Annotated in this window: 13 protein-coding genes; 7 read left to right on the forward strand and 6 right to left on the reverse strand. The window is 59.3% G+C overall.

Annotated features, from left to right (window positions below; genetic code table 11):
- Window positions 1-9 precede the first annotated feature (9 nt).
- The 3 genes from AC3IUF_RS23350 to AC3IUF_RS23360 form a co-directional block, all read right to left on the reverse strand.
- On the reverse strand, window positions 10-3,147 hold the full coding sequence (locus tag AC3IUF_RS23350) for a hypothetical protein (protein ID WP_489279419.1): 3,138 nt from the start codon (window positions 3,145-3,147) through the stop codon (window positions 10-12).
- Window positions 3,148-3,392: 245 nt separating this feature from the next.
- On the reverse strand, window positions 3,393-3,749 hold the full coding sequence (locus AC3IUF_RS23355; RefSeq protein WP_007916241.1) for a PilZ domain-containing protein: 357 nt from the start codon (window positions 3,747-3,749) through the stop codon (window positions 3,393-3,395).
- A 229-nt stretch (window positions 3,750-3,978) separates the two neighbouring features.
- Entirely contained in the window at window positions 3,979-4,365 is a 387-nt protein-coding gene (locus AC3IUF_RS23360) for a tetratricopeptide repeat protein (RefSeq protein ID WP_007916242.1), read from the reverse strand.
- 170 nt (window positions 4,366-4,535) lie between these two features.
- Between AC3IUF_RS23360 and pyk the strand changes: the two genes are divergently transcribed.
- Entirely contained in the window at window positions 4,536-5,987 is a 1,452-nt protein-coding gene (gene pyk, locus AC3IUF_RS23365) for a pyruvate kinase (protein WP_007916243.1), read from the forward strand.
- A 239-nt stretch (window positions 5,988-6,226) separates the two neighbouring features.
- Here the strand turns inward: pyk and AC3IUF_RS23370 are convergent, their stop codons facing one another.
- From AC3IUF_RS23370 to AC3IUF_RS23380, 3 genes are read right to left on the reverse strand one after another with little or no spacing between them, the layout of a single operon-like run.
- Window positions 6,227-6,976 carry an enoyl-CoA hydratase-related protein gene (locus AC3IUF_RS23370; protein WP_007916244.1) on the reverse strand — a complete coding sequence of 250 codons (750 nt, stop codon included), beginning with the start codon at window positions 6,974-6,976 and terminating at the stop codon, window positions 6,227-6,229.
- 28 nt (window positions 6,977-7,004) lie between these two features.
- Entirely contained in the window at window positions 7,005-7,940 is a 936-nt protein-coding gene (locus AC3IUF_RS23375; protein WP_489279421.1) for an iron-sulfur-binding ferredoxin reductase, read from the reverse strand.
- The gene (locus AC3IUF_RS23380; RefSeq protein ID WP_007916248.1) at window positions 7,933-9,039 is read right to left on the reverse strand and encodes a GGDEF domain-containing protein; all 1,107 of its coding nucleotides are present in this window, start codon (window positions 9,037-9,039) and stop codon (window positions 7,933-7,935) included. Before AC3IUF_RS23380 ends, AC3IUF_RS23375 begins: the two co-directional genes overlap by 8 nt.
- Window positions 9,040-9,661: 622 nt before the next feature.
- Between AC3IUF_RS23380 and AC3IUF_RS23385 the strand changes: the two genes are divergently transcribed.
- From AC3IUF_RS23385 to AC3IUF_RS23410, 6 genes are all read left to right on the forward strand, one after another.
- Complete coding sequence (locus tag AC3IUF_RS23385; protein WP_007916251.1) at window positions 9,662-11,185, forward strand: fumarate hydratase; 1,524 nt, start codon at window positions 9,662-9,664, stop codon at window positions 11,183-11,185.
- A 202-nt stretch (window positions 11,186-11,387) separates the two neighbouring features.
- Complete coding sequence (locus AC3IUF_RS23390; RefSeq protein WP_489279424.1) at window positions 11,388-15,896, forward strand: SpvB/TcaC N-terminal domain-containing protein; 4,509 nt, start codon at window positions 11,388-11,390, stop codon at window positions 15,894-15,896.
- Complete coding sequence (locus AC3IUF_RS23395; RefSeq protein WP_489279425.1) at window positions 15,893-18,616, forward strand: RHS repeat domain-containing protein; 2,724 nt, start codon at window positions 15,893-15,895, stop codon at window positions 18,614-18,616. The genes AC3IUF_RS23390 and AC3IUF_RS23395 overlap by 4 nt, the downstream gene beginning before the upstream one ends.
- A gap of 16 nt (window positions 18,617-18,632) precedes the next feature.
- A complete protein-coding gene (locus AC3IUF_RS23400; RefSeq protein ID WP_007916260.1) occupies window positions 18,633-21,443 on the forward strand; it encodes an RHS repeat domain-containing protein in 2,811 nt (936 codons plus the stop codon).
- Between the two features lie 83 nt (window positions 21,444-21,526).
- Entirely contained in the window at window positions 21,527-23,287 is a 1,761-nt protein-coding gene (locus tag AC3IUF_RS23405; protein WP_489279427.1) for an ATP-binding protein, read from the forward strand.
- The gene (locus tag AC3IUF_RS23410) at window positions 23,287-24,615 is read left to right on the forward strand and encodes a sigma-54-dependent transcriptional regulator (RefSeq protein ID WP_007916264.1); all 1,329 of its coding nucleotides are present in this window, start codon (window positions 23,287-23,289) and stop codon (window positions 24,613-24,615) included. The genes AC3IUF_RS23405 and AC3IUF_RS23410 overlap by 1 nt, the downstream gene beginning before the upstream one ends.
- Window positions 24,616-25,049 lie beyond the last annotated feature (434 nt).

A 25,049-nucleotide genomic window follows, 5' to 3' on the forward strand; every position in this document is an offset into this window, starting at 1 on the left:
ATCGGAAATTTACAACCGGGTTTTATCCGTCGGCACTGATTCGATTTCAAACCGCTCACTGACGACCCAGTCAGAACCCATCGGATCGCTGTCGCTCGGCTGCAGCTTGAAACGACACCAGTTGCCACCCAACGGTAGCGTTTGGTCAGACAGGCCTTGCCAGTCAGGGTCGACCTGAATCGACGCTAGCCATGTCTTGTCCGGGTTGAACGGATCGACCAGAACACCGACGCCTTGACGGCCCTTGCCGGCAAACAGCACCGGGTTGCTGACCCAGCGTCCCGGTTCTGGGATCTCAACGGTGGGCAGATAAGTTGCCAGCTGAAGCGTGCGTTTCGCGCTATCGGATATAAACCCTTCGCAAGCCGCCACAGCGTCCAGCTCATGATTGCCCTCGTCTTGACCGGGCTCCAGCGTTACCGACCACGTCCGGTTTTCCCGCACCTCGGCGCTGGCCTGGTCGCTACCCAGCGTCACGGTCACGGTGTCGCCGGGCGTCGCGAAACCCGAGACCACGACCCGTCGGCCGACATGATCATCGGCAGTCGGGGTTTCGATAAACGGAGCCGCCGGCACAACCTTGTAACGCAAACGCTCATTGGCCTGAGAGCGCTGCGCAATGCCATTGTGGACGAAGGTTTGAAAAGCCCAGATGGTCGTGGTGCCCACCGGCAAACTCACTTCGGCATCCCAGTTGCCTGACGCGTTCACCTCAATATCCGTCAGCAATGGCTCAGTAGCGCCCTCCAGCCAGACCTCCACCCGCGCGGTAGCTCTGCCGGTGCCAGCAATTTTCGAAGTGCGCGGCGCTCTCCCGCCAGGGATCGGCATCGTGAATCGAGGCGGCGGCACCACCACCTTGAGCCTGTGCTCAGCACTGTTTGCCGAATCTCGCCCGTTGAGCGTCTGCTGCGCATGGAGGAAATATTCCCTCAGGTCCAGACCGAGCAACTGGATAGACCATTTGCCCTCCTCAAGCAATTCGAGCGGATCACCCAGCGTTCCTCCCATCAGGCTGTCATGCAATTGCATCACCGCGCCCTGCATGCCGTTATCACCTTCAATGGTGACGTCGAACCCCACTTCCGAGCCGGATCCCGGCGCGACAATGAGCGGTTGCAACATGACTCTGTGGACAGTGAAGGTTTTCGAGGTCGGTTTTGAAAGGAGATCGAGGATTGTTTGCGTGACCTCCGCGGCATGTTCGATATTTGCCTCGAACGGGGTTGGTCGCTGAAATGTCCAGGTGGATCCCGTCACGGTCGCCACATGCGTCTCGGTATCGTCGCTGAACCTGATGCTCACCGTGGCGCCCGACAAGCAAGTGCCGCGAAATACCGGCTCCAGCCCCTCTTCGCCAAGATCATCCACGCCTGGCGCCAGCGGTGGAATCGTGACGTACAGGATGAAAGGACGTTGCGAAGGATGGTTTCCCAGATGCTGTGTAATGCGCACTTCCCGCTTGTTGGTTGGGCCCCACTCAACCAAAGCAGACGTCGACCATTGGCCGTTCACGACCACTACACTCCGTGCAGCCTCGTTTGTATCGGGAAACCTGAGCGAGACGGTGGCACCTGTATAACCTTTGCCGCTGAAGACCGGTAGATACTCCTCGGTGTAGCTCGCCTCGGTGATATCCGGCATGTCGTTGCGGACTTTGAACTCAAGAGGCTGCGATTCGATCCAGCCACTGGCGTTGTCGGCGATCTTTTGAATCAACGTCACATCGTAGCTGCCCAGAGACCAGACAACGGGGGCCGTTTCCCAATAGCCCTGGGCATTGACGCGGACGTTGGAAGGCAAAGGCAGCGAGCCGTCGCTGGCAGAGAACTGGATTTCGGTCGAGAGGTTTTGATCGAAATGGCCGGAGCCGGAGAACTTCAAGCTTGTATCAGGAAGAAGGGTGACGTCAGGCTCTGCCAGTTTGGGAGGGCGGATCCGGTAAGCACGCGGCTCGCCGCGACCGGAACGGACGTTTTGAAAAACCTGTTCAGCCACCAGGCTGATCGGCCCCGGCGGCAACCCGGAGACAGACACGCTCCAACTACCGTCAACGTTCGACACCTTGTCCGCTCCCACCAGGGAAGTTGTCAGATCCACGAACACTACAATCGTTGCATCGCGCAGACCGTTATCGCCCTCAAGAACAAATGACTGATCTTGCTCAGGTACAGGTTTCGGAATGCGCGGCCAACCAACAACCATGAAGGTTCTGGGATCGGTGTAATCAACCCCAATAGCGAGGTGCTGATATTTGATTTTTATACTCAATTCACCGCTATTGATATCCGACACCACCCTAGGCAACTCCCACAACGCCGTCGTCGTATCAAGCGGATCACTCAAACTTACAGAGTGGTTATCTGCCCTGACAACCTGAAGAGTTAAGCCAGGATGCCCAGTGCCTTTAAACAATAACGTCCCGGCCCCCACGGTCTCATTGACAGAGGGTGAAGTCAGCTTTGGTACGTTGAGATTAAGGATCCTTTGGGTCTTCCCGTCTCTAGAATGGTTCTGACCATTGTGACGAACGGATTGCCGAATAAAGACGTTTATATAGCCGATAGGCAAATCCTGAGAAATATTGACTTTCCAGTTCCTTCCTCCAGAAAATTTGTGACCGATAACAGTAGTATCGTCTCCATCGACGCGTACCGGAACGCATTCGCCAAGTTCACCACCCGAACCGCTCAACACGGTTCCTTGAATGTATTCAGCTATAGGTTCGGAACTAATGAAATAATATCGAGTGGTGTAGTCTGAAAACTCGGTCCCCAACCTCCATCGAATATTAAGTTGAGCGACCCCATACAACGTTGAAGAAACCTCCCAATCATGAAATCCCTCAGCTCCAAACCATTCACCGGCCAGTGAATACGCCCATTCATTAACAACATGGACATATATCCAGACTTGATGAGCCCCACCAACCATCGGCAATATAAAACGCAAGTTGAATGACTTATCGACCCAAGCAAGGTTATCCGGTTTGACGACCTGTACCGTATCCGGTTTACGGAGTTCATGGCCACCCGATTCGATATTCCCAGCGTTAGATAATGAACCCGCGTCTGACACTGACGGCCGGGATTCATTCTTTATAAACTCTGGATTGTGTCCGATATCCTTTTCTTCGTCAGATGTCATCTGTCGCGCTCCACAGTCGGCAGTCATTTTCCAAAAAATGACGATTGCTCAGACTACGGTTGCTCTCACAATGCGGGCACCTGTAAAACCTGACAGTCCCGACCAACGGTAATTCTTCCAAAAGCGGCAGACCACCGTCTGCCGGCTAGTACCCTTGACCCGGAGCACAAAGCTGCTCCTACGGATACCTGCGCGTTATAGATCGACGGTGAGACGAACGCGCGCGAAACGTTTGACAGTTTGAATCAGGCAGAAGCCGGCAACGGCTGAAAACTGAAATAGCGCTGCAACGCCTGCACCAGCTGCCCAAATTCCGGCGGCGCGCGTTGCAGGACGAAGCCGGCGTCGTAGTGCAGCGGCGTGGCGTCTTCGTGACACCACACGCAACACGCCGTGAGGTCGATTACCTGCTGACAGCCATCGCTGGCGGGGATTTTCAGGCGTAACTGAAAATCCACACCGACCATCATGGGCAGTTGACTGATGAGCATCAGCCCGTCTTCGGAGAGGTTGCCGAGAAAACCGATGGGCTTGTCGGTGACGCTGTTGAACACTCTGAGGAAATACGGCAACTGATGCCGTTCGATCCGTTCGGTAAACATGCGCAGTTCGCCATGCAAGGCTCCATCACAGAGCCGCACCTTTGCTTCGGAACGAGCCGGTTTCGCCGGCCGCTCTCCCCGCTTCCGGTGTAACGGTCGCTACGTCGCCGTCACCTTACAACTGCCAGTCGCGGGTGTTGCTCCGGATTCAGGAACCTGACGCTGAATCCGGGTTATTCGACTATAGCTCAGCTTGTACACACAGCCAGATTTTGTATGACAACTGTCATCAGAAACGGGTCGGTCGCACCACGGCAGCGGCACTGCGCGTCGGGTAGTGGCCCAGGCTCTGCAAGGTTTCCAGACGGGCACGGGCGCGGTAGGCGTATTCGCTGTTCGGGTACGAGGCGATGATGAACTGGTAGGTCTGCGCCGCGTCGACAAACATTTTCTGCCGTTCCAGGCACTGGCCGCGCATCATCGACACTTCCGGCCACACGTACGGACGGGCGCGGCTGGCGCGTTCGACCTTGGACAGTTCGAGCATGACCTGCTCGCAATTGCCACGGTCATAGGCGCTGTAGGCGTTGTTCAAATGATGGTTCATCGACCAACGGGTGCAGCCCGAAACGGCGAGGACGCTGAGGGCAAGGGCGGCAATGGGTACGAATCGCATGAGGGTTCTCCTGTCTTGTGCTCTGTATCGACCCTTGCCGAGAAATCTTCAGAAGTGTTTGCGCCAGTTGTCGAGTTCAATAAAGAAAACATTAAGTAGTGCAAACGAACAATGACTACACCCCAAGAGCATAGTAGCCTTCGCTAGCGCTTGAACTCAGGAGTCTTTGCATGTCCGTCCGTCGTACCAAAATCGTCGCTACCCTTGGCCCGGCCAGTAACTCGCCGGAAGTTCTCGAACAGCTGATTCTGGCTGGTCTGGACGTTGCCCGTCTGAACTTCTCCCACGGCACCCCCGACGAGCACAAGGCTCGCGCGAAGCTGGTGCGTGACCTCGCAGCCAAGCACGGTCGCTTCGTCGCCCTGCTCGGTGACCTGCAAGGCCCGAAAATCCGTATCGCCAAATTCGCCAACAAAAAGATCGAGCTGAAGATCGGTGACCAGTTCACCTTCTCCACCAGCCATCCGTTGACCGAAGGCAACCAGCAAGTGGTCGGCATCGACTACCCGGATCTGGTCAAAGACTGCGGCGTGGGCGACGAGCTGCTGCTCGACGACGGCCGCGTGGTGATGCGCGTTGATACCGCCACCGCCACTGAACTGCATTGCACCGTGACCATCGGCGGCCCGCTGTCCGACCACAAAGGCATCAACCGTCGCGGTGGCGGTCTGACTGCACCGGCCCTGACGGAAAAAGACAAGGCCGACATCAAGCTCGCCGCTGAAATGGAAGTCGACTACCTCGCGGTGTCCTTCCCGCGTGACGCTGCCGACATGGAATACGCCCGTCAACTGCGCGACGAAGCCGGCGGCACCGCCTGGCTGGTGGCGAAGATCGAACGTGCCGAAGCCGTGGCCGACGACGAAACCCTCGACGGCCTGATCAAGGCGTCCGACGCGGTGATGGTTGCCCGTGGTGACTTGGGTGTGGAAATCGGCGACGCCGAGCTGGTGGGCATTCAGAAGAAAATCATTCTGCACGCACGCCGCCACAACAAGGCTGTGATCGTCGCGACCCAGATGATGGAGTCGATGATCCAGAACCCGATGCCGACCCGCGCCGAAGTGTCCGACGTGGCCAACGCCGTGCTCGACTACACCGACGCCGTGATGCTCTCGGCCGAATCCGCCGCTGGCCAGTACCCGCTGGAAGCTGTGCAGGCAATGGCGCGCATCTGCGTCGGCGCTGAAAAGCATCCGACCGGTAAAACCTCCAGCCACCGCATCGGCAAGGAATTCACCCGCTGCGACGAAAGCATCGCACTGGCGACCATGTACACCGCCAACCACTTCCCGGGCGTCAAAGCGATCATCGCGCTGACCGAAAGTGGCTACACCCCGCTGATCATGTCGCGTATCCGCTCTTCGGTGCCGATCTATGCGTTCTCGCCGCACCGTGAAACACAGGCGCGCGCAGCGATGTTCCGTGGCGTGTATACCGTACCGTTCGACCCGGCTTCGCTGGAACCGCACGAAGTCAGCCAAAAGGCGATCGACGAGTTGGTCAAGCGCGGCGTTGTGGAAAAAGGCGACTGGGTCATCCTGACCAAAGGCGACAGCTACCACACCACCGGCGGCACCAACGGCATGAAGATCCTGCACGTGGGCGACCCGCAGGTCTGAGTGACACGCTGAAAAACCAAAGCCCCGGCATGTGAGTGCCGGGGCTTTTTGTTGTCTGCGTTGAATCGAAAGCCCCTCACCCTAGCCCTCTCCCAGAGGGAGAAGGAACCGATTGAGGGATATTGCAGAATTGCACCGACCTGTTATCTCTGCGCTGAATCCGACCGGTTCTTTCAAGTCGATGTATAACGCATTACACCTCGGTCGGCTCCCTCTCCCTCTGAGTGAGGGCTGGCTTTTCAATGTCGTTTGATAAATCCGGTCAACGCCGCCAACGCTTCCGGCGAGCGCAGTCTTTGAGTGAACAATGCGCCCTCCTCCTCGATCACCTTACGAATCAACTCGCGATCCGGCGCCTTCATCAATTGCTTGCTGATACGCACCGCCTCAGCCGGCAGTTCGTCGAAACGCAACGCCACCTCCCGTGCCTTGCGCAACGCCGCATCGCCACTGCCCAATGCTTCGGTGGCAATGCCCCACGCCGCTGCCTGTTCACCGGTAAAGCCTTCGCCCAATAACAAAAGCTCTGCTGCTTTGGCCTGGCCGAGCAGACGCGGCAGAATCAGGCTGGAGCCGAATTCCGGACACAATCCAAGATTGACGAACGGCATGCGCAACCGCGCATCGCGGCTGACGTAGACCAAATCGCAATGCAATAACAGCGTGGTGCCGATGCCCACCGCCGCGCCGGCCACAGCCGCTATCACCGGTTTACGGCATTCGAGCAAATTGAGCATGAAGTGAAACACCGGACTGTCGAGGTCGCTCGGCGGTTGCTGGACAAAGTCGGCGATGTCGTTACCGGCGGTGAAGCACTCGGCACTGCCGGTGATCAGCACGGCGTTGATTTCAGGGTCGCCATCGGCCTGCTTCAGCGCCTCGGCGAGACGGCTGTACATGGCGCGGGTCAGGGCGTTTTTCTTGTCCGGGCGGTTGAGGCGCAGGGTCAGCAAACCGCGTTCGCGTTCCAGCAGGATGGCATCAGTCATGGCGTGTCTCGCGTCTGAAATTCAGCGCTCAACCACGGCTCAAAAATACGTCGGCCAGCAGTTGGTTGCGCGGCAATCCGGCCAGGTACAGACGTCGGGCGAAGGCATCGACACTGGCCGTCGAGCCGCAGACTAAGGCCAGGGTTTGTCGGGAAACAAGGCGCAGTTGCGCCAAAGCGGCGGCTGACTCGGCCGCTGTCCACAACTCGACGCTGAGGTTTTCCCGCTGTGCAGCCAGCGCTGCAAGGGGTTTGTCCAGATAATGCTCGCCCGCATCATGGGCAACGTGAATGACGCGGATCGCGCCTTGGTGATCCTGACGCAAGGCTTCACGCAGCACGCCGAACAGCGGGCCTAAACCGGTGCCGGCGGCCAGCAGCCACAGCGGCCGGTTGTGCCAGTCCGGGTCGTAATGCAAGGCGCCGCCACGCAGTTCGCCAAGGCGGATCGGGTCGCCGATCTGCAAGCGCCGTGCGGCATCACTGAATTCACCGGGCTGGCGGCAATCGAGATGGAATTCGAGAAAGCGGTCTTCTTCCGGCAGGCTTGCCAGCGAATACGGCCGCGCGATGTGATTGATCCACAGCACCAGATGTTGCCCGGCGCTGTAGCGCAACGGCCGCTGCGGGGTCAGGCGCAAACGCAGGACGCTGTCGCTGAGCCAGTCCAGCGCTTCGACCACTGCCGGGCGACCGTCGGTGATCGGGTCGAACGTATGCACCTGCAAATCTTCGACGACCTGACACTGACACGCCAGGCGCCAGCCCTCCTGACGCTGCTCGGCGCTCAAGGCGTCCGGCCGATTGTCAGCCGGCAGGCCTTGCACGCATTGCACCAGACAGGCATGGCAACTGCCGGCGCGGCAGCTGTAAGGCACCGCGACGCCATGCTGATTGAGTGCATCGAGCAGATTGCTGCCCGCGGCCACTGACCATTGTCGTTCACCGACGCGAAGTTCAGGCATCGACGTTCTCCCACGCGGCCGCACAACGATTGCGCCCGTCACGCTTGGCCCGATACAAGGCCTGATCGGCGCGCTGCAAGGCGTCGTCCAGATCATCGCCCAACGTCAACAGCGTCATGCCGGCCGACAGGCTGAGGTTGCGCACATTCAGGCCGACCAGTTCAACGTCGGTGAAGGCGATACGCAGACGCTCGCAACACGCGGTCAGCCGTTCGGCATCGCAATCGGGCAACAACACAACGAATTCCTCACCACCATAACGCGCCAGCACATCGCCGTCGCGCAGGCATGCTTGAGCAACGCCGGCGAAGGCCTGCAACACCTGATCGCCCGCCGCATGACCGTGCAGGTCGTTAATGCGTTTGAAGTGGTCGAGGTCGATCAACGCCAGGCCATGCACGACATCGTCGTCCATGGCATTGAGCTCTCGCGAGGCCAGGCGCAGAAAATGCCGACGATTGAACAGCCCGGTCAGTTCATCGGTGGCGACCAGATCTTCCAGCTGACGCATCATCCCGCGCAGGGTGTCCTGATGCGCCTGCAAGGCAAACCGGCGCTGGCGCTGGCGTTGTCGCGAAACCTGGACGAAGCGCGCGTAAAGCACCAGCCACGCCAGCACCATCGCCAGAATGCACACCTGCAAGGCGGCAAGCGCCGGCTCGCGCAAGCGGAAGTAGTAGCCGTCCCACAGCGTGATGGCACAGAAACTGAAGAACACCAGCAGGGCACAGCGTATGAACGCCCGTCGACTGAGGTGGAACAGGCCGAACAGCAGGATCAACACGTAGAACACCAGAAAGGCGCCGCGGGCTTCATCCAGATGGGCGATCAGCCAGGTCTGCCAGCCGAGACCGATCAGCACCTGTGCTTCGGTCAGGCTGGGATCGGCAAAGCGCAGATTGCGCCCGCTCCAGAACAGTGCGAACAGCACCGACTGGCTGATCACCACCAGCGCACTGCCGACGGCCACAGAAGTCAGGGACTGCTCGTAATGACCCGTGAAAAACGACAGCCACAGCAGCAGCAAAGCCAATCCATAGGTGGCCGCAGCGAGGGCAAAGCGTTTGAGCAAAAGACGTTGAATGGCGTTATGGGTCAATCGTTGACTCACCGTGCGATAAGAGGCTGACCGAGTGTCCTACTCTACAGACCGGCTGCCACTTTAGAGGCGTAGTCGATAAATGACCACCGATTTTCGGGCTCGAAATTTGACGTCAAAAGTGTGGCCTGCGTATACCGCCAAAAGCCCCTCTCCCTAGCCCTCTCCCAGAGGGAGAGGGGACTGACCGAGTCGGTTGTTGGCGATACGCCGACCTGGAATACCGAGCCGAACTCAGGTTTGAACAACATGAACATCGCTCCCCTTTCCTCAGTCGAAACCAGATTTGAACAGCATGCACATCGACCCCTTTCCTGAGTCGAGCTCAGGTTTGAACAGCATCAAGATCGGCTCCCTTTCCCCCTCGCCCCCCTGGGGGAGAGGGCTGGGGTGAGGGGGTAAATCTTGACGTGCAAACCCGCTGTCCGATATTCGCCCACCCATGCGACCAACGAATGACTGCCGGCGCGTGTACGCCCCACCGAGGCGCGGTATACTGCCGCGCCTTTTTAGCGTCGCGCCAGCAGCCCCGGCGTGCCTTGAAAGGTGCTTGCGACCGACCGATGCACCCAAGCCGCAGGCACCTTATTGAATGTTCCCGTCTTTTAGAGGAGCGCGACTCATGACCGTGATCAAGCAAGACGACCTGATTCAGAGCGTTGCCGACGCCCTGCAGTTCATTTCCTATTACCACCCCGTGGATTTCATCCAGGCGATGCACGAAGCCTACCTGCGCGAAGAATCGCCAGCGGCCCGTGACTCGATGGCGCAGATCCTGATCAACTCGCGCATGTGCGCCACCGGCCATCGCCCGATCTGCCAGGACACCGGTATCGTTACCGTGTTCGTGCGCGTCGGCATGGACGTACGTTGGGATGGCGCCACCATGGGCCTGGACGACATGATCAACGAAGGCGTACGTCGCGCCTACAACCTGCCGGAAAACGTCCTGCGTGCCTCGATCCTCGCCGACCCGGCGGGCGCTCGGAAAAATACCAAGGACAACACCCCAGCGGTCATCCACTACTCCATCGTCCCGGGCAACACCGTGGAAGTGGACGTGGCGGCCAAGGGTGGCGGTTCCGAGAACAAGTCGAAAATGGCCATGCTCAACCCGTCCGACTCGATCGTTGACTGGGTACTCAAGACCGTTCCGACCATGGGCGCCGGCTGGTGCCCACCGGGCATGCTCGGCATTGGCATCGGCGGCACCGCCGAGAAAGCTGCCGTCATGGCCAAAGAAGTGTTGATGGAATCCATCGACATCCACGAACTCAAGGCCCGTGGCCCACAGAACCGCATCGAAGAAATGCGTCTGGAGCTGTTCGAGAAGGTCAACCAGTTGGGCATCGGCGCCCAGGGCCTCGGTGGCCTGACCACCGTGCTCGACGTGAAGATCATGGACTACCCGACTCACGCCGCTTCGCTGCCGGTGTGCATGATCCCGAACTGCGCGGCCACCCGTCACGCGCACTTTGTACTCGACGGTTCCGGTCCAGCCTCGCTGGAAGCGCCACCGCTGGACGCCTACCCGGAAATCGTCTGGGAAGCCGGCCCGTCGGCCCGTCGCGTCAACCTCGACACCCTGACCCCGGAAGACGTGCAGAGCTGGAAGCCGGGCGAAACCGTCCTGCTCAACGGCAAAATGCTCACCGGTCGCGACGCCGCGCACAAGCGCATGGTCGAGATGCTCAACAAGGGTGAAACCCTGCCGGTGGACCTCAAAGGTCGCTTCATCTACTACGTCGGCCCGGTTGATCCGGTCGGTGACGAAGTGGTTGGCCCGGCGGGCCCGACCACCGCGACGCGAATGGACAAGTTCACCCGGCAGATCCTCGAGCAGACCGGCCTGTTGGGCATGATCGGCAAATCCGAGCGCGGCCCGACCGCGATCGAAGCGATCAAGGACAACAAAGCCGTGTACCTGATGGCTGTCGGCGGCGCTGCCTACCTGGTCGCTCAGGCGATCAAGAAGTCGAAAGTGCTGGCCTTTGCCGAACTGGGCATGGAAGCGATCTACGAGTTCGAGGTCAAGGACATGCCGGTCACCGTTGCGGTGGACAGCAAAGGTGAGTCGGTGCACATCACCGGCCCTGCGATCTGGCAACAGAAGATCAGCGAAAGCCTGGCGGTAGAAGTGCAGTAAGCCCTTCGCCTGCATGAAAACGGCCGGTTCATCCTCAGGGGTGACCCGGCCGTTTTTATATGTGCAAACCAATCGCGATAAAAAACCTGCCGAAGCACACAAAATGATCTTGCGCACCTGTCAGATCTGACAGGTTCATTTATGCGCTGTTCTTGTTAGCGTCAGTCCATTCACGCCCCTCGCGCGCGCAATGGATTCGACCATGCCTGATCAACAAGAGCTGAGCATCACCACCCCTTCCATCGCCAAAAGCGCATCGATCGCTACCATCGGCAAAAGCTGGGGCGCAGTGGGGCCGACCGGGGCGGCGTCGTTCGAATTGCCGATTCCGACGTCTGCCGGGCGGGGCTGGGATCCGCAGTTTTCGCTGAATTACAGCAGCCAAAGCGGCAATGGTCCGTTCGGCCTGTCCTGGCATTTGGGTGGCGTCGGTCAGATCAATCGCAGAACCAACAAAGGCGTGCCGCGTTACTCCGACCACGACGAGATCATCGGGGTCGATGGCGAAGTGTGGATGCCGGAGCTGGATGAAAACGGTGAACTCAAATTCCGTGAGGAAAGCACCTACAACAGCGTCGACATCGGCCCGCACAGAGTCGTGCGCTACTGGCCTCGAGTGGAAAGCGATTTCGCCCTGCGCGAGCGCTGGCAGCGGCAAACCGGGGAAGCCGATCCACCGGTATTCTGGCTGATACACGGCGCTGACGGCTCGCTGCACCTTTACGGCAAAACCGAAGCCACACGAGTTGCCGACCCGCACGCCCCTGGACACATCGCCACATGGCTGCTGTGCGAAAGCATGAACGCGCGCGGCGAACACATCTGCTTCGAATACAAGGCCGATGATCAGGATCCCGACCCGCTGCATGACTACCGCGCCCAGCGTTATCTGCGCCGCGTGTGTTACGGCAACTTCACGGCCAGCAGCGATTTGTACAGTTGGACAACGGATAATCCGGCCGAACTGGATTGGCACTTTCATCTGCTGTTCGATTACGGCGAGCGCAGCACGTCACTGACCGATATCCCGGTATATGACGGTGACTCCCTCAAACCCTGGACAGTCCGTCCTGATCGTTTTTCAACCCACGGTCAGGGTTTTGAACTGGGCACTCGCAGACTCTGCCAGCAGGCGTTGCTGTTTCATCACTTTCCCGGGCAATCGACTGAGCAACCGAAACTGGTGCGCCGCCTGTTACTGGAATATCAACAACCGCAAAATATCGCGCAGTGGGCCTACAGCCAGATCAGCGCGGCGCACTATCAGGCATTCGATGCCAGCGGCGTAGTCGAAAACACACCACCGGTCGAGTTCGACTACGCCCCTTTCGACATCAATAAAACCCCGGCGCGCTTCCTCGAATTCGATGTTCAGCCGGGTATCGAGGACGGTGGTTTTTACCAGTGCGTCGATCTTTATGGCGAAGGCGTGCCGGGTTTTCTCTGCCGCTATGACCAGAGTTGGTACTACCGCGAACCACGCCGCGCGACGAAAGGCCCCGATGAAATCGACTATGCGCCCTGGCTCGCGCTGGACAAGATTCCGGTCGCTGATCGCAACCGTCCGGTCCAGCAACTGCTGACCGACCTGACGGGTGACGGTCGGCTCGACTGGGTCACCGCACAACCGGGCATCAGTGGTTTTCGCACCCTGACAGAACAACGCACGTTTGCCGACTTCGTCCCTTTCGGCAGATTCCCGCCGGAGTTTTTCAACACCCTCTCGACGCTTGGTGACTTGATCGGCGACGGTTTGAGTAGCCTGGCGTTGATCGGGCCGCACTCCGTGCGGCTGTACGCCAACCAGCGCGAACAAGGCTTCGCCGCGCCTGAAGAGGTGCCGCACGAGCCCGACGACGACCGCTTGCCACTGTTTAGCAACTCCCGCACGGAACTGGTGCTGTTGGGCAACCTGCTGGGCAGCGACATGCCCGAGCTGTGCCGGATACGTCACGACGAAATTCGCTGCTGGCCGAACCTGGGTCACGGCCGGTTTGGCAGAGGTCGCAAAATCGGCGAATTGCCTTTCAGATACGAAACGTTCGACTCGTCCCGCGTGCGCCTTGCTGACCTGGACGGCTCCGGTGCCGCGTCGCTGATTTACCTGCAATCGGAGTTCTTCGAGATCTACCTGAATCGCGGCGGCAATGGTCTGGAGCAAACACCGATCAACGTACCGTGGCCGGACGGCGTGCGCTACGACCGGCTCAGTCAAGTGAGCTTCGCCGATCTGCAAGGCCTGGGCTGCGCCAGCCTGATCCTGACGGTGACGCACATGCAACCGCAGCACTGGCGCTACGATTTCGTCTCGGCCAAGCCGTATCTGCTGACCAGCAGTAACAACAACATGGGTTGCAGTGCCAGCGTGGTCTACCGCAGCTCGGCGCAGGAATGGCTGGATGAAAAACGCCATATGCCCACCCTTAGACGTTTTCCGGCGTGCCACCTGCCGTTCCCGGTGGCGGTGGTCCATAAACAGCAGCAACTGGATGAAATCACCGGCAACGTTCTGACGCAGACTTTCACTTGGCGCGAAGGCTTCTACGACAGCCGTGAGCGCGAGTTCCGTGGTTTCGGCCTGCTGCAACAAACCGACAGTGAGAGCGCCACCGGCGCTGAGGGCACCGGATTCAGCGAACCGATGCGGGTCTGCACCTGGTTTCATACCGGGCAATCAATGGATCGACCGCGCGACGACTACTTCAATCGGGATGTACACGCGGTAGCCCTGGGCAACACCCTGTTCAGTCGATATCACTCACAAGACGATGTCGATGAAATCATTCCTGCGCACGATGACGACGCCCGGTATCAGATCTCCCGGGCGCTGGTCGGCGCCGTCACACGCATCGAGACCTATGCCGATACCGCTGTGGACAGCGGCGAAACTGCGACGCTTTATACCGTCGAGGAGCTGCGTTACCTGGTACGTGAAGTGCGCGAGCAAGGTCCTTATGCTGCCGCCGTTCTGCTGCCCCTTGTGGTGGAGAAGATCAGTTACCAGTACGACGGTTTTATCGATGATCCACGCTGTCGCAATGAGGTGACCCTGCGCCACAACGTCCACGGTCAGCCGACGCATTCCATCACAGTGAGCTACGGCCGGCGACTCACAGAAAAGGATACGCCACCGTTCAAGGATCCTGATGAACAGCGATGGTGGCGCGACGCCCATGACCTGGCGCAACAGTCGTTTTACCTGAATGAAAGCCGTGCAACGTTTATCGATCTGATCAGAGACCTGCTGCGTTGGCGCCTCGGCTTGCCCTATCAGCAGCGTGGCAATGCGCTGGTCTTGTCCAAAGGCACACTGCCCACCGGGCTTACGCCTGAGCAAGTGTCCTATGAGTGCCTGAAGAAACATGAGGATTCGGCGCACTGGAACGCTGAACGGATGCTGATCACGCAATCTGTACAGCGCTACTTGAGCACCGATGGCCAACTGCTGGACGACGGCGTTGCCGGATTCGAGGCCCTGGCCGGTCCACTGGAATTGGCACAACTGGACAAGACTGCGCTGGATGCTTACAGCGTGTTGCCTGCGCCCTTCAATGTGCGTGACGAACTGGAGAAGATTGGCTATCTGCCCATGCCGTTTCTGTTCTGGGTAAATCCCTTGGGCAGCACGGAGCATGACCTGTGGTCGGCAAATTTCGGCTACGCCGAATACGCCAGCCTCGACGGTTTCTACAAGGTACTGCGCTATCGCGAAACCCTCAGCCATGGCCACACCCGAGCCGAATATGACGCTCATGCGCTGGCCGTGATCCTCGTGGAACTGCCGGATGGCTGCACCACGCGCATTGAATACGACTACCACGCGCTGCAACCGCTGCGCATCATCGATGCCAACGACAACACTCACGAAGCGCTCCATGAACCTTCCGGCCAGCCCTTGGCCAGCAGTTTTTACGGCACCGAAAACGACAAGGCTGCGGGTTTTAACCCGCTGAGCGACTACTTGCCTCCGCAGGATCGGCGCCCGGCTACGGCGATTGCCGATCCGCCCGCCGCCGTGCAAAAAGCCGCCAGTACCCTGCGCAAGGATCTGTTCAGCTGGATGGGGCAGATCGCCAACGGCGCCAGCGCATGGATTGCCCAAGGCTATCTCCTGCCCAGCGGCCACATCAGGGCCAGTGCGCGGCAAAAACTCGCCCGGCGCCAGGGAGCCTTGACGCCTGAAGAGCGGGCATTGCACCAGGCGATCGGTGCGGTGCGCCGAGAACCGGTGCACAGCGTGATCCTCAGTGCCGACCGCTACCCCGATGATCCGTTAAGGCAGGTCCAGATCGTCAAAGCCTGTGTCGACGGCTTTGGCAGGGCTCTGCAAACCCAGCAACGGGTCGATCCGGGCAAGGCATATGCCGTGGGCGACGACGGTTCATTGATCGTCGAAGATGGCCAGTTCAAAGAGGTCGATACTGACTCGCGCTGGCGCATCAGCGAGCGGGTCGAATACAACAACAAGGGGTTGCCGGTCCGTCAGTTTCGGCCGTTTTTCGCCGATACCCACGGTTACGTCAACGATCAGTCGCTGCGCGAAATGGGCTTCTTCGATCAGGTGTTCTATGACGCCCTTGGCCGACAGATCAAAGTGGTCAACGCCAAGGGCGATTGCTCTCGAGAAACGTACCACCCCTGGTTTCACACTAGCGAAGACTTCAATGACACCGCCGAGCCGTCCCCGCCAGCCAAGGCATCGCGGTCATGACTGCCAATGTGCACCGGCGTACACCCGCGCTGGCGGTGAGCGATGCCCGGGGCCTGCCGGTACGGCAAGTTGCTTACCTGCGTAACGTGGCCGATGACACACCTGCTGCCCTTGTCAGCCACCAGCAACATGACCACGCCGAACGTCTGATCGAGCAGTGGGACCCACGCCTGTCGGCACCTGCCCTGACCACGGTCTACAGTCTGGACGGTACGGTGTTGAAATCCGACAGCGTCGACGCCGGTTGGCGCCTGACCCTGCCCGGGCGGGCCGGTGAGCCTTTGGAGCGTTGGGACGAGCGCGGCAGCCATTGGCGCACGACGTTCGACAAGCAATTACGAGTGATCGCGGTCGAGGAAAATGGCGAGGTCAATGTCGATGTGTTCACCTATTCCGACGCCTCGGCCGATGCGAGGCACAACCAGCGTGGCCAGTTGCGGGAGCAGAAAGATCGCTCGAGTTCGCTGCGCACCGACAGTTTTGCCCTCAGTGGCCAGCCGCTGAGCGAGACGCGCACCTTCCAGGATGAGGCAGCGTTCACCAGCCACTCGGTGTTCAGCCCGATGGGCGCAGTGCTGGAACAGACCGACGCCGGCGGCCATCGGCGCCGCTCTTGTTACGGTCTGGCCGGGCACCTCAAGCGAGCGGATCTGTGGATCAGCGGCACGCCGGACTGGCAAGCGGTGCTGCTGGATACGCAGTACAACGCCAACGACCAGATCATCGAGCAACTGGCCGGCAATCAGGTGCGCAGTCAGTGGACCTACGACCCGGCGGACGCTCGTTTGCACACTCAATCAAGTCGCAAGGACGGCGGGGGCGTCCTGCAAAACGTCGAATACTTCTACGACCGTGTCGGCAATATCACTCGCATCGAAGACCACGCCTTTCAGCCACGCTACTTCGCCAACCAGTTGATCGACGGCCACCGCGATTTCACCTACGACTCGCTTTATCGACTGACCAGCGCCACCGGCTACGACGACGCCCCTCCACCGGACATTCCCGGCCTGCCGCAACCGGGCGATCCGAACAATCGACTCAATTACACCCAGACCTATCAATACGACAACGGCGGTAATCTGATCGAACTGTGTCACGTACGAGACGGTAATAGCTTTACTCGACAAATGTGCATCGACCCGAACAGCAACCGCGGCGTGCGCTGGAAAACCGGCGACGATCTGCCGGACTTTGACACGTTGTTTGATCGCCACGGCAATCAGCTGGAGCTCAAGCAAGGGTCGACGTTGCAATGGAACGCGCGCGACGAGCTGGAAAGCGTGCCGCTGGTGACTCGAAAAAACAGCAACAGCGACGCCGAGCATTACCATTACAGCCAGGGCCAGCGCGTCTTCAAATGCCATGAATGGTTCACCGACACGACCCGCCACTTTCATCAGGTGCGTTACCTGCCCGGCCTGGAAATCCGCAGCAAAGACAACGGCGAAGAGCTGCACGTCATCACCCTCGGTAATGCGCGTTGTCTGCACTGGGTCAGCGGACGCCCCGGCGGCATCGAAAACAATCAACTGCGCTACACCCTCGAAGATCACCTCGGTTCCTGCGTCATGGAGATCGATCAACAGGCCGACGTGATCAGCGAGGAAGGTTATTACCCCTTCGGCGAAACGGCGTGGATGGCCGCACGACACGAAGTGGAAGTGCGCTACAAATTCATCCGTTATTCGGGCAAGGAGATGGATGTCAGTGGCTTGTACTACTACGGCGAGCGCTACTACGCGCCGTGGTTGCAGCGCTGGATCAGTGCGGACCCGGCGGGGGATGTGGACGGGCTGAATCTCTATGGATTTGTAGGCAACAATCCAATGAGCTACATCGATACTGGTGGTACGACAAGAACACCATCGCAGCTCAAAGATGTTATCGCCGAAGAGTCGAAATTTCTTGCTCATATTCCAGGCGGAATGAGTGAAGTACAGAGTACGTTGGCGGACTTGACCTCTCCTAAAACCTTTCGAATAAAACTTATAAAAAACTTCATCTATCTTGCAGGACGAGCGACTGTAGGTTTCTTCAGCGGTTATGGTACGACCGGTATGCTTCCATCAAATATGCCAGGAGAACTACAAGGCTTGACCGTAGGCAACGAGACCGCCGACTACGCGAGTAGGGCCTACTCAAACATCACATCACAACTGAACGCATCTATTCTTCCGCGACACTCGGATCTGGATGTGCAATTACTACACGATCAAAGCTCTGGAAAGTCCGCCAGCCCCTTGGATAGATACTCTGTAGCGCCAACGACCTGGCAGGAAAGATCTGAAAATATTAGAGCATTGTTCAGTCTTGGACGTGATTCGGTTGGCGGAGCCCTGATTCCCGGAGTCTCAGAACTCGCTGAGCTTTTCCAACTATCGAAGGACACGACCAAAGCCGAGCAACTACTGAGCAAATTCGAATTAGATGTGTATGACTCAATGCTCGACAGCCTGCGCGAGGGCATTGTCCGTTCATCAGAGGCCATTAATGTCGCGTTCAACGAACTGGGGGTCGAGCAGGTATATACGAACTCTATAGATTACCTGAGAGACCTTGGACAAGGACGGGTCGCCGCTTCGAATTCAAGGATGATTGAACTCTCGGCAATCAGGCTTTCAACAGAAAGTGCACTGCGCAGCGTAGACCAAACCAAAGCCGTACTCGCCAGATATCGAGTCTACGCAGCGGAAAAGGCTGTGAAGCGGGCAGCCTGAGGCCATGAGGACGCACATGGACTCATTGCATTCAGGCACCCCGACCCTCCATAGCTGGGATCCGCGCAAGCTGCCGGTCAGAACAGTGGGTTACTTGCACACTGTGACCAATGACGCATTCACTGCCCTGGTTACCCGGCAACATCACGACCACGCAGGACGACTGGTTGAACAATGGGATCCGCGTCTGTCTGTCCCGTGTCTGACCACGGCTTATCGTCTGGACGGCAAGGTATTGAGAATCGACAGCGTCGACGCTGGCTGGCGTCTCAACCTGCCTGGGCTGGCCGCTGAGCCGTTGCAACGCTGGGACGCGCGCGACACGCATTGGCGCACGACCTTCGATAAGCAACTGCGCGTGGTGGAGGTCAAGGAAAACGGAGAGGATGTCGACACTTTCAGCTACGCCGATGCCACGGCTGACGCGGGGCATAACCAGCGCGGCCAGTTGCTGGAACAGCAAGACCGTTCGGGTTTATTGCGCACCGACAGCTTCGCTCTCGCCGGCCAGTCGCTGACAGAAACACGCACCTTTAGAGATGGCCAGGCGTTCACCAACCAACGGCGATTCAGCCCCCTCGGCGCGGTACTGGAACAGACTGACGCCGGCGGTCATCGACAACAGTCGCGCTACGGTCTGGGCGGACAGCTCAAGCAAACACGCCTGCAAATCAACGGCAAGACCGATTGGCAAGCGGTGCTGCTGGATGCGCAGTACAACGCCGCCGACCAGATCATCGAACAACTGGCCGGCAATCAGGTGCGCAGTCAGTGGACCTACGACCCGATGGACGGCCGTTTGCACACCCAGTCCAGTCGCAAGGACAGTGGCGCTGTTCTTCACGATTTCGAATATTTTTACGACCCTGTCGGCAACATCACCCGCATCGAAGACCACGTCTTTCAGCCACGCTACTTCGCCAACCAGTTGATCGACGGCCACCGCGACTTCACCTACGACTCGCTCTATCGGCTGACCAGCACCACCGGCTACGACGACGCCCCGCCGCCGGACATTCCCGGCCTGCCGCAATCGGGCGACCCGAACAATCGCCTCAATTACACCCAGACCTATCGGTACGACAACGGCGGTAATCTGATCGAACTGCGTCACGTACGAGACGGCAATCCCTTTACCCGCCAAATGTGCGTCGACCCGAACAGCAACCGCAGCGTGCGCTGGAAAACCGGCGACGATCTGCCGGATTTCGACACCCTGTTTGATCGCCACGGCAATCAACTGGATCTCAAGCAAGGGTCGACGTTGCACTGGAACGCGCGCGACGAACTGGAAAGCGTAGCGCTGGTGACTCGAAAAAACAGCAACAGCGACGCCGAGCATTACCGTTACAGCCAAGGCCAGCGCGTCTTCAAATGCCATGAATGGTTTACCGACACGACCCGCCACTTTCATCAGGTGCGATACCTGCCCGGCCTGGAAATCCGCACCAAAGACAACGGCGAAGAGCTGCACGTCATCACCCTCGGCAATGCACGTTGCCTGCACTGGGTCAGCGGACGCCCCGGCGGCATCGAAAACAATCAACTGCGCTACAGCCTGAAAGATCACCTCGGTTCCTGTGTCATGGAGCTTGATCAACAGGCCGATGTGATCAGCGAGGAAGGCTATTACCCCTTCGGCGAAACGGCGTGGATGGCCGCACGACATGAAGTGGAAGTGCGCTACAAATTCATCCGTTATTCGGGCAAGGAGATGGATGTCAGTGGTTTGTACTACTACGGTGAGCGCTATTACGCAGCGTGGTTGCAACGCTGGGCCAGTGCCGATCCGGCGGGGGATGTGGATGGGCTGAATCTGTATGTGTTCGTGGGCAACGATCCGATCGGCCATGTCGACTTCAACGGTGAAATAAAATGGCCCACTCTGGATGCTCTGAATGCCGGAGTGGATCGGATCATTGCTTCGCAAAATGCGAGCCATGCCAGAAATGGACAACGCCTTGCAGAAAAACGTATGGCCCGCCAAATGAATGATCAGATGATGCAACACATTGAAATCCTGGGGATCACCCAGCGCCGCACAAGCGATGCCGCAAAGCAACTCGACAGAATGGGTTCAGGCAGCGACATTGCCTTGGCGACAACACGCAGAACGCTGGTATTGGTCGCAAGCAAAGCCCTCAGTTATGGCGTCGGTCTAACGGTCGGTGTCGGTGCTCAGGCACTCGGCGCAGCGGCACCCGGTGTCGGCAATGTGATAGGCGCAGGGATGGGCTACGGCGCAAAAATCGGGGTCAGCGCGCTCATCGACTATGCGGCCGAAAGAACCGGACTGAGCGCGTCGGTCAATTTGAAAACCTCCAAAGTGTCAGCGGACACTATTATTGAGAAAGCCCAACACAAACAAATGCAGCCGCTTGAGTACTTAAACGCCAAACTCCAGGGCTTGATTCCCCGCGACAAAAAATCCGGACTCAAGTTGGTGAAGGAGGCGGGCGCTCAACTAACGGCGGTGGGCGTGAAGGGAACTCTCAATTCACTACCTCCCGCAGCGGCCGGCGCCATCGCTAGCGGAGCCGCGGCGTTATGGGCGTTGCCGGAAATTGTCAATGAAACGGCTAAGGCCATCGCTGGAAAATCCAGCGAAAAAATGCTTGCATTCGAAGGGAAAATTCTCGGACTTGCACAGGCTATCGAGGCGAGTAACAACACGGTCCATGAGTATGCTCACGCACTTGGCAGGACAAGCATGAACGGCGTCGACCTCAACGATCTAGACCAGGAAACAGCCCGAATCACCGACATGCTCCACGGTCTGGCGTTAACGGTGCAAAAGCATAGAACTGCTCACAACGCCGCCGCGTAAATGGGCGGCTTTCTGAGCGGGGACAATGTTCCCGCCTGCCGACATGCTATCGTGCCCGCCCGACTGCCATCCGTTTGCCCAGCATGCTGCCGACTTCCCGTACCTTGCGTCTGTCGTTGTATACCCTGCTGATCATTGCCGGCGCGGCGCTTGCCGCCACACTTGCGATCCGCCACGCCGAACGTCAGGCGCTGGAGGAAGACGCCGCCCGTGCCAACCAGCAACTGGCGTTGTACGCCAATTCCCTGCACACCCTGATCGACCGCTACCGTGCCCTGCCCGCCGTGCTGGCGCTGGACCCGCAATTGCGTTCGGCGCTGGCCGGGCCGGTCGATGCCGCCGAACAGGCAGCGCTGAACCTGAAGCTCGAAAAGATCAACGGCGCGGCACAATCCTCGACCCTTGAACTGCTCGACCGCACGGGCCTCGCCGTGGCGGCGAGCAACTGGCGTCTGCCGAGCAGTTACGTCGGCCACAATTACGGTTTTCGTCCCTACTTCAGCCAGACCCGCACCCAGGGCACCGGGCGCTTTTATGCCGTGGGCGTGACCAGCGGAATTCCCGGCTACTTTCTCTCCAGCGCGGTGCTGGGTGACAACGACGAGTTCCTTGGCGCGATGGTGGTCAAGCTGGAATTCCCCGAACTGGAACGGGAGTGGAGTCAGGGCAATGACACGCTGCTGGTCAGCGATGCGCGCGGGATTATCTTCATCGCCAATCAGCCCGGCTGGCGTTATCGCGCGCTGCGGCCGTTGAGCGCCCGCGACATGGATGAGATCAAAGCCACCCGGCAGTACGACAAGCAATCGCTGCTGCCCTTGACTCATTTATCGCTGCGCCGCTTCGATGACAACAGCGATCTGCGTCGCGTCGAAGGCCCGCAAGGCACGGCGGATTATCTGTGGGAATCGCTGCCCCTGAGCGCCGAAGGCTGGACCCTGCACCTGCTGCGCCATCCGCAAGTGGCGTTCGAAGACCTGCGCAACGCCGGGCTGGCCGCCGCCGGGGTGTGGCTGGCGCTGGTGTTTCTGTTGCTGTTTCTCAACCAGCGCTGGCGCCTGTCGAAGATTCGTCAGCGCAATCGCCAAGAGCTGGAACAACTGGTGGAAGAACGCACCCGCGACTTGCGCACCGCGCAGGACGGTCTGGTGCAATCAGCCAAACTCGCCGCGCTGGGGCAGATGTCCGCCGCGCTGGCCCATGAAATCAATCAGCCGCTGACCGCTCAGCGCATGCAACTGGCGACCCTGCGCCTGTTGCTCGACCATGGCCGTGTCGACGATGCCTATAAAGCCCTGAAACCGGTGGACGAAATGCTCACGCGCATGGCCGCCCTCACCGGCCACCTCAAGACCTTCGCGCGTAAAAGTCCCAGCGGCTTGCGCGAACGACTGGATCTGGCGACGGTGGTTGATCAATCGCTGCAGTTGCTCGATGCGCGGCTGCGCGATGAGCAGGTCAGTCTGGTGCTGCACCTGACCCGTCCGGCGTGGGTGCGCGGTGATGCGATTCGTCTCGAACAGGTGCTGATCAACCTGTTGCGCAATGCCCTTGATGCGATGCAGGGTAAACCCTGCAAGCGCCTGGAAATCCGTCTGGAAGCCGATGAGCAACTGTGGCGCCTGAGCGTCAGCGACAATGGCGGCGGCATCGCCGAGGACCATTTGGGCCAGGTCTTCGACCCGTTCTTCACCACTAAACCGGTGGGCGACGGCCTGGGTCTCGGCCTGGCGGTATCCTTCGCCATCGTGCATGAATCCGGCGGCCGCCTGAGTGCTGAAAATGGCGACAGCGGCGCGGTGTTCAGCCTGACTTTGCCGATCGATCTGGAGGCACACATCTGATGCTCAACTCAGTGATGGTGGTCGATGACGAAAGCAGCATTCGCAGCGCCGTTGAACAGTGGCTGAGCCTGTCGGGCTTCGAGGTGCAGTTGTTCAGCCGCGCCGAAGACTGCCTCGCCGCCCTGCCCGCGCACTTTGCCGGGGTGATCCTCAGCGACGTGCGCATGCCCGGCATGGGCGGCCTGGCGTTGTTGGCCGAAGTGCAGAAACGCGACGCTGACCTGCCGGTGATTCTGCTCACTGGTCATGGCGATGTACCGATGGCGGTCGAGGCGATGCGCGACGGCGCCTACGACTTTCTGGAAAAACCGTTCAGCCCGGAAACCCTGCTCGGCAGCTTGCGCCGGGCGCTGGACAAACGCCGTCTGATTCTGGAAAACCGTGCCCTGCACGAGCAGGCCGACAACCGCGCCAAACTTGATGCGACGTTGCTCGGCGTGTCCCGTGGCTTGCAGACGTTGCGTCGACAGGTGCTGGATCTGGCGGCGTTGCCGGTCAACGTGTTGATCCGTGGCGAAACCGGCAGCGGCAAGGAACTTGTCGCGCGTTGCCTGCATGATTTCGGCCCGCGCGCGGCCAAGCCGTTCGTGGCGCTGAACTGCGCGGCGATTCCTGAGCAGTTGTTCGAGGCGGAGTTGTTCGGTCACGAGAGCGGCGCGTTCACCGGCGCCTCGGGCAAGCGCATCGGCAAGCTGGAATACGCCGATGGCGGCACCTTGTTTCTCGATGAAATCGAAAGCATGCCGCTGGCGCAACAGGTGAAACTGCTGCGCGTATTGCAGGAGCAAAAGCTTGAACGGCTGGGTTCGAACCAGAGCATTCGCGTCGATCTGCGCATTGTTGCGGCGACCAAACCGGATCTGCTCGATGAAGCCCGGGCCGGACGTTTTCGCGAGGATCTGGCCTATCGCCTGAACGTCGCCGAACTGCGTTTGCCGCCGCTGCGCGATCGTCGTGAAGACATTCCGCTGCTGTTCGAAACCTTCGCCCACAATGCCGCTGAACGCCTGGGGCGTACCTTTCCACCCTTGAGCGGCGCACAGTTGAGTCACCTGCTCAGCCATGACTGGCCGGGCAACGTGCGAGAACTGGCGAACGTTGCCGAACGCCAGGTGTTGGGGCTGGATGAACCGGCGCCGGGGATCGATCCGGGGCAATCGCTGGCGGCGCAGCAGGAGGCGTTTGAGGCGCAGTGTTTGCGCGCGGCGCTGACCCGGCACAAGGGCGATGTGAAAGCGGTGCTGGAAGAGTTGCAACTGCCGCGCCGTACGTTCAATGAAAAGATGCAGCGGCATGGGTTGAGTCGGGAGATGTTTCTGAGCGAGTGAGTCGGGCTTGGGATTTTCGGTGTGGCTGAGATCTTTCCCCCTCACCCCAGCCCTCTCCCCCAAGGGGGCGAGGGGGAAGGGAGCCGATCTTCATGCTGTTCAAAACCTGAGTTCGACTCGGTATCTCAGGTCGGTGTAACTCGAACAATCCACTCGGTCACCCCAGCTCTCTCCCCAAGGGGGCGAGGGGGAAGGGAGCCGATCTTTATGCTGTTCGAAACCTGAGTTCGACTCGGTATCTCAGGTCGGTGTAACTCGAACAATCCACTCGGTCACCCCAGCTCTCTCCCCCAGGGGGCGAGGGGGAAGGGAGCCGATCTTTATGCTGTTCAAAACCTGAGTTCGACTCGGTATCTCAGGTCGGTGTAACTCGAACAATCCACTCGGTCACCCCAGCTCTCTCCCCCAGGGGGCGAGGGGGACGGGAGCCGATC

The sequence above is a fragment of the Pseudomonas sp. KH_040 genome, from assembly GCF_057839305.1.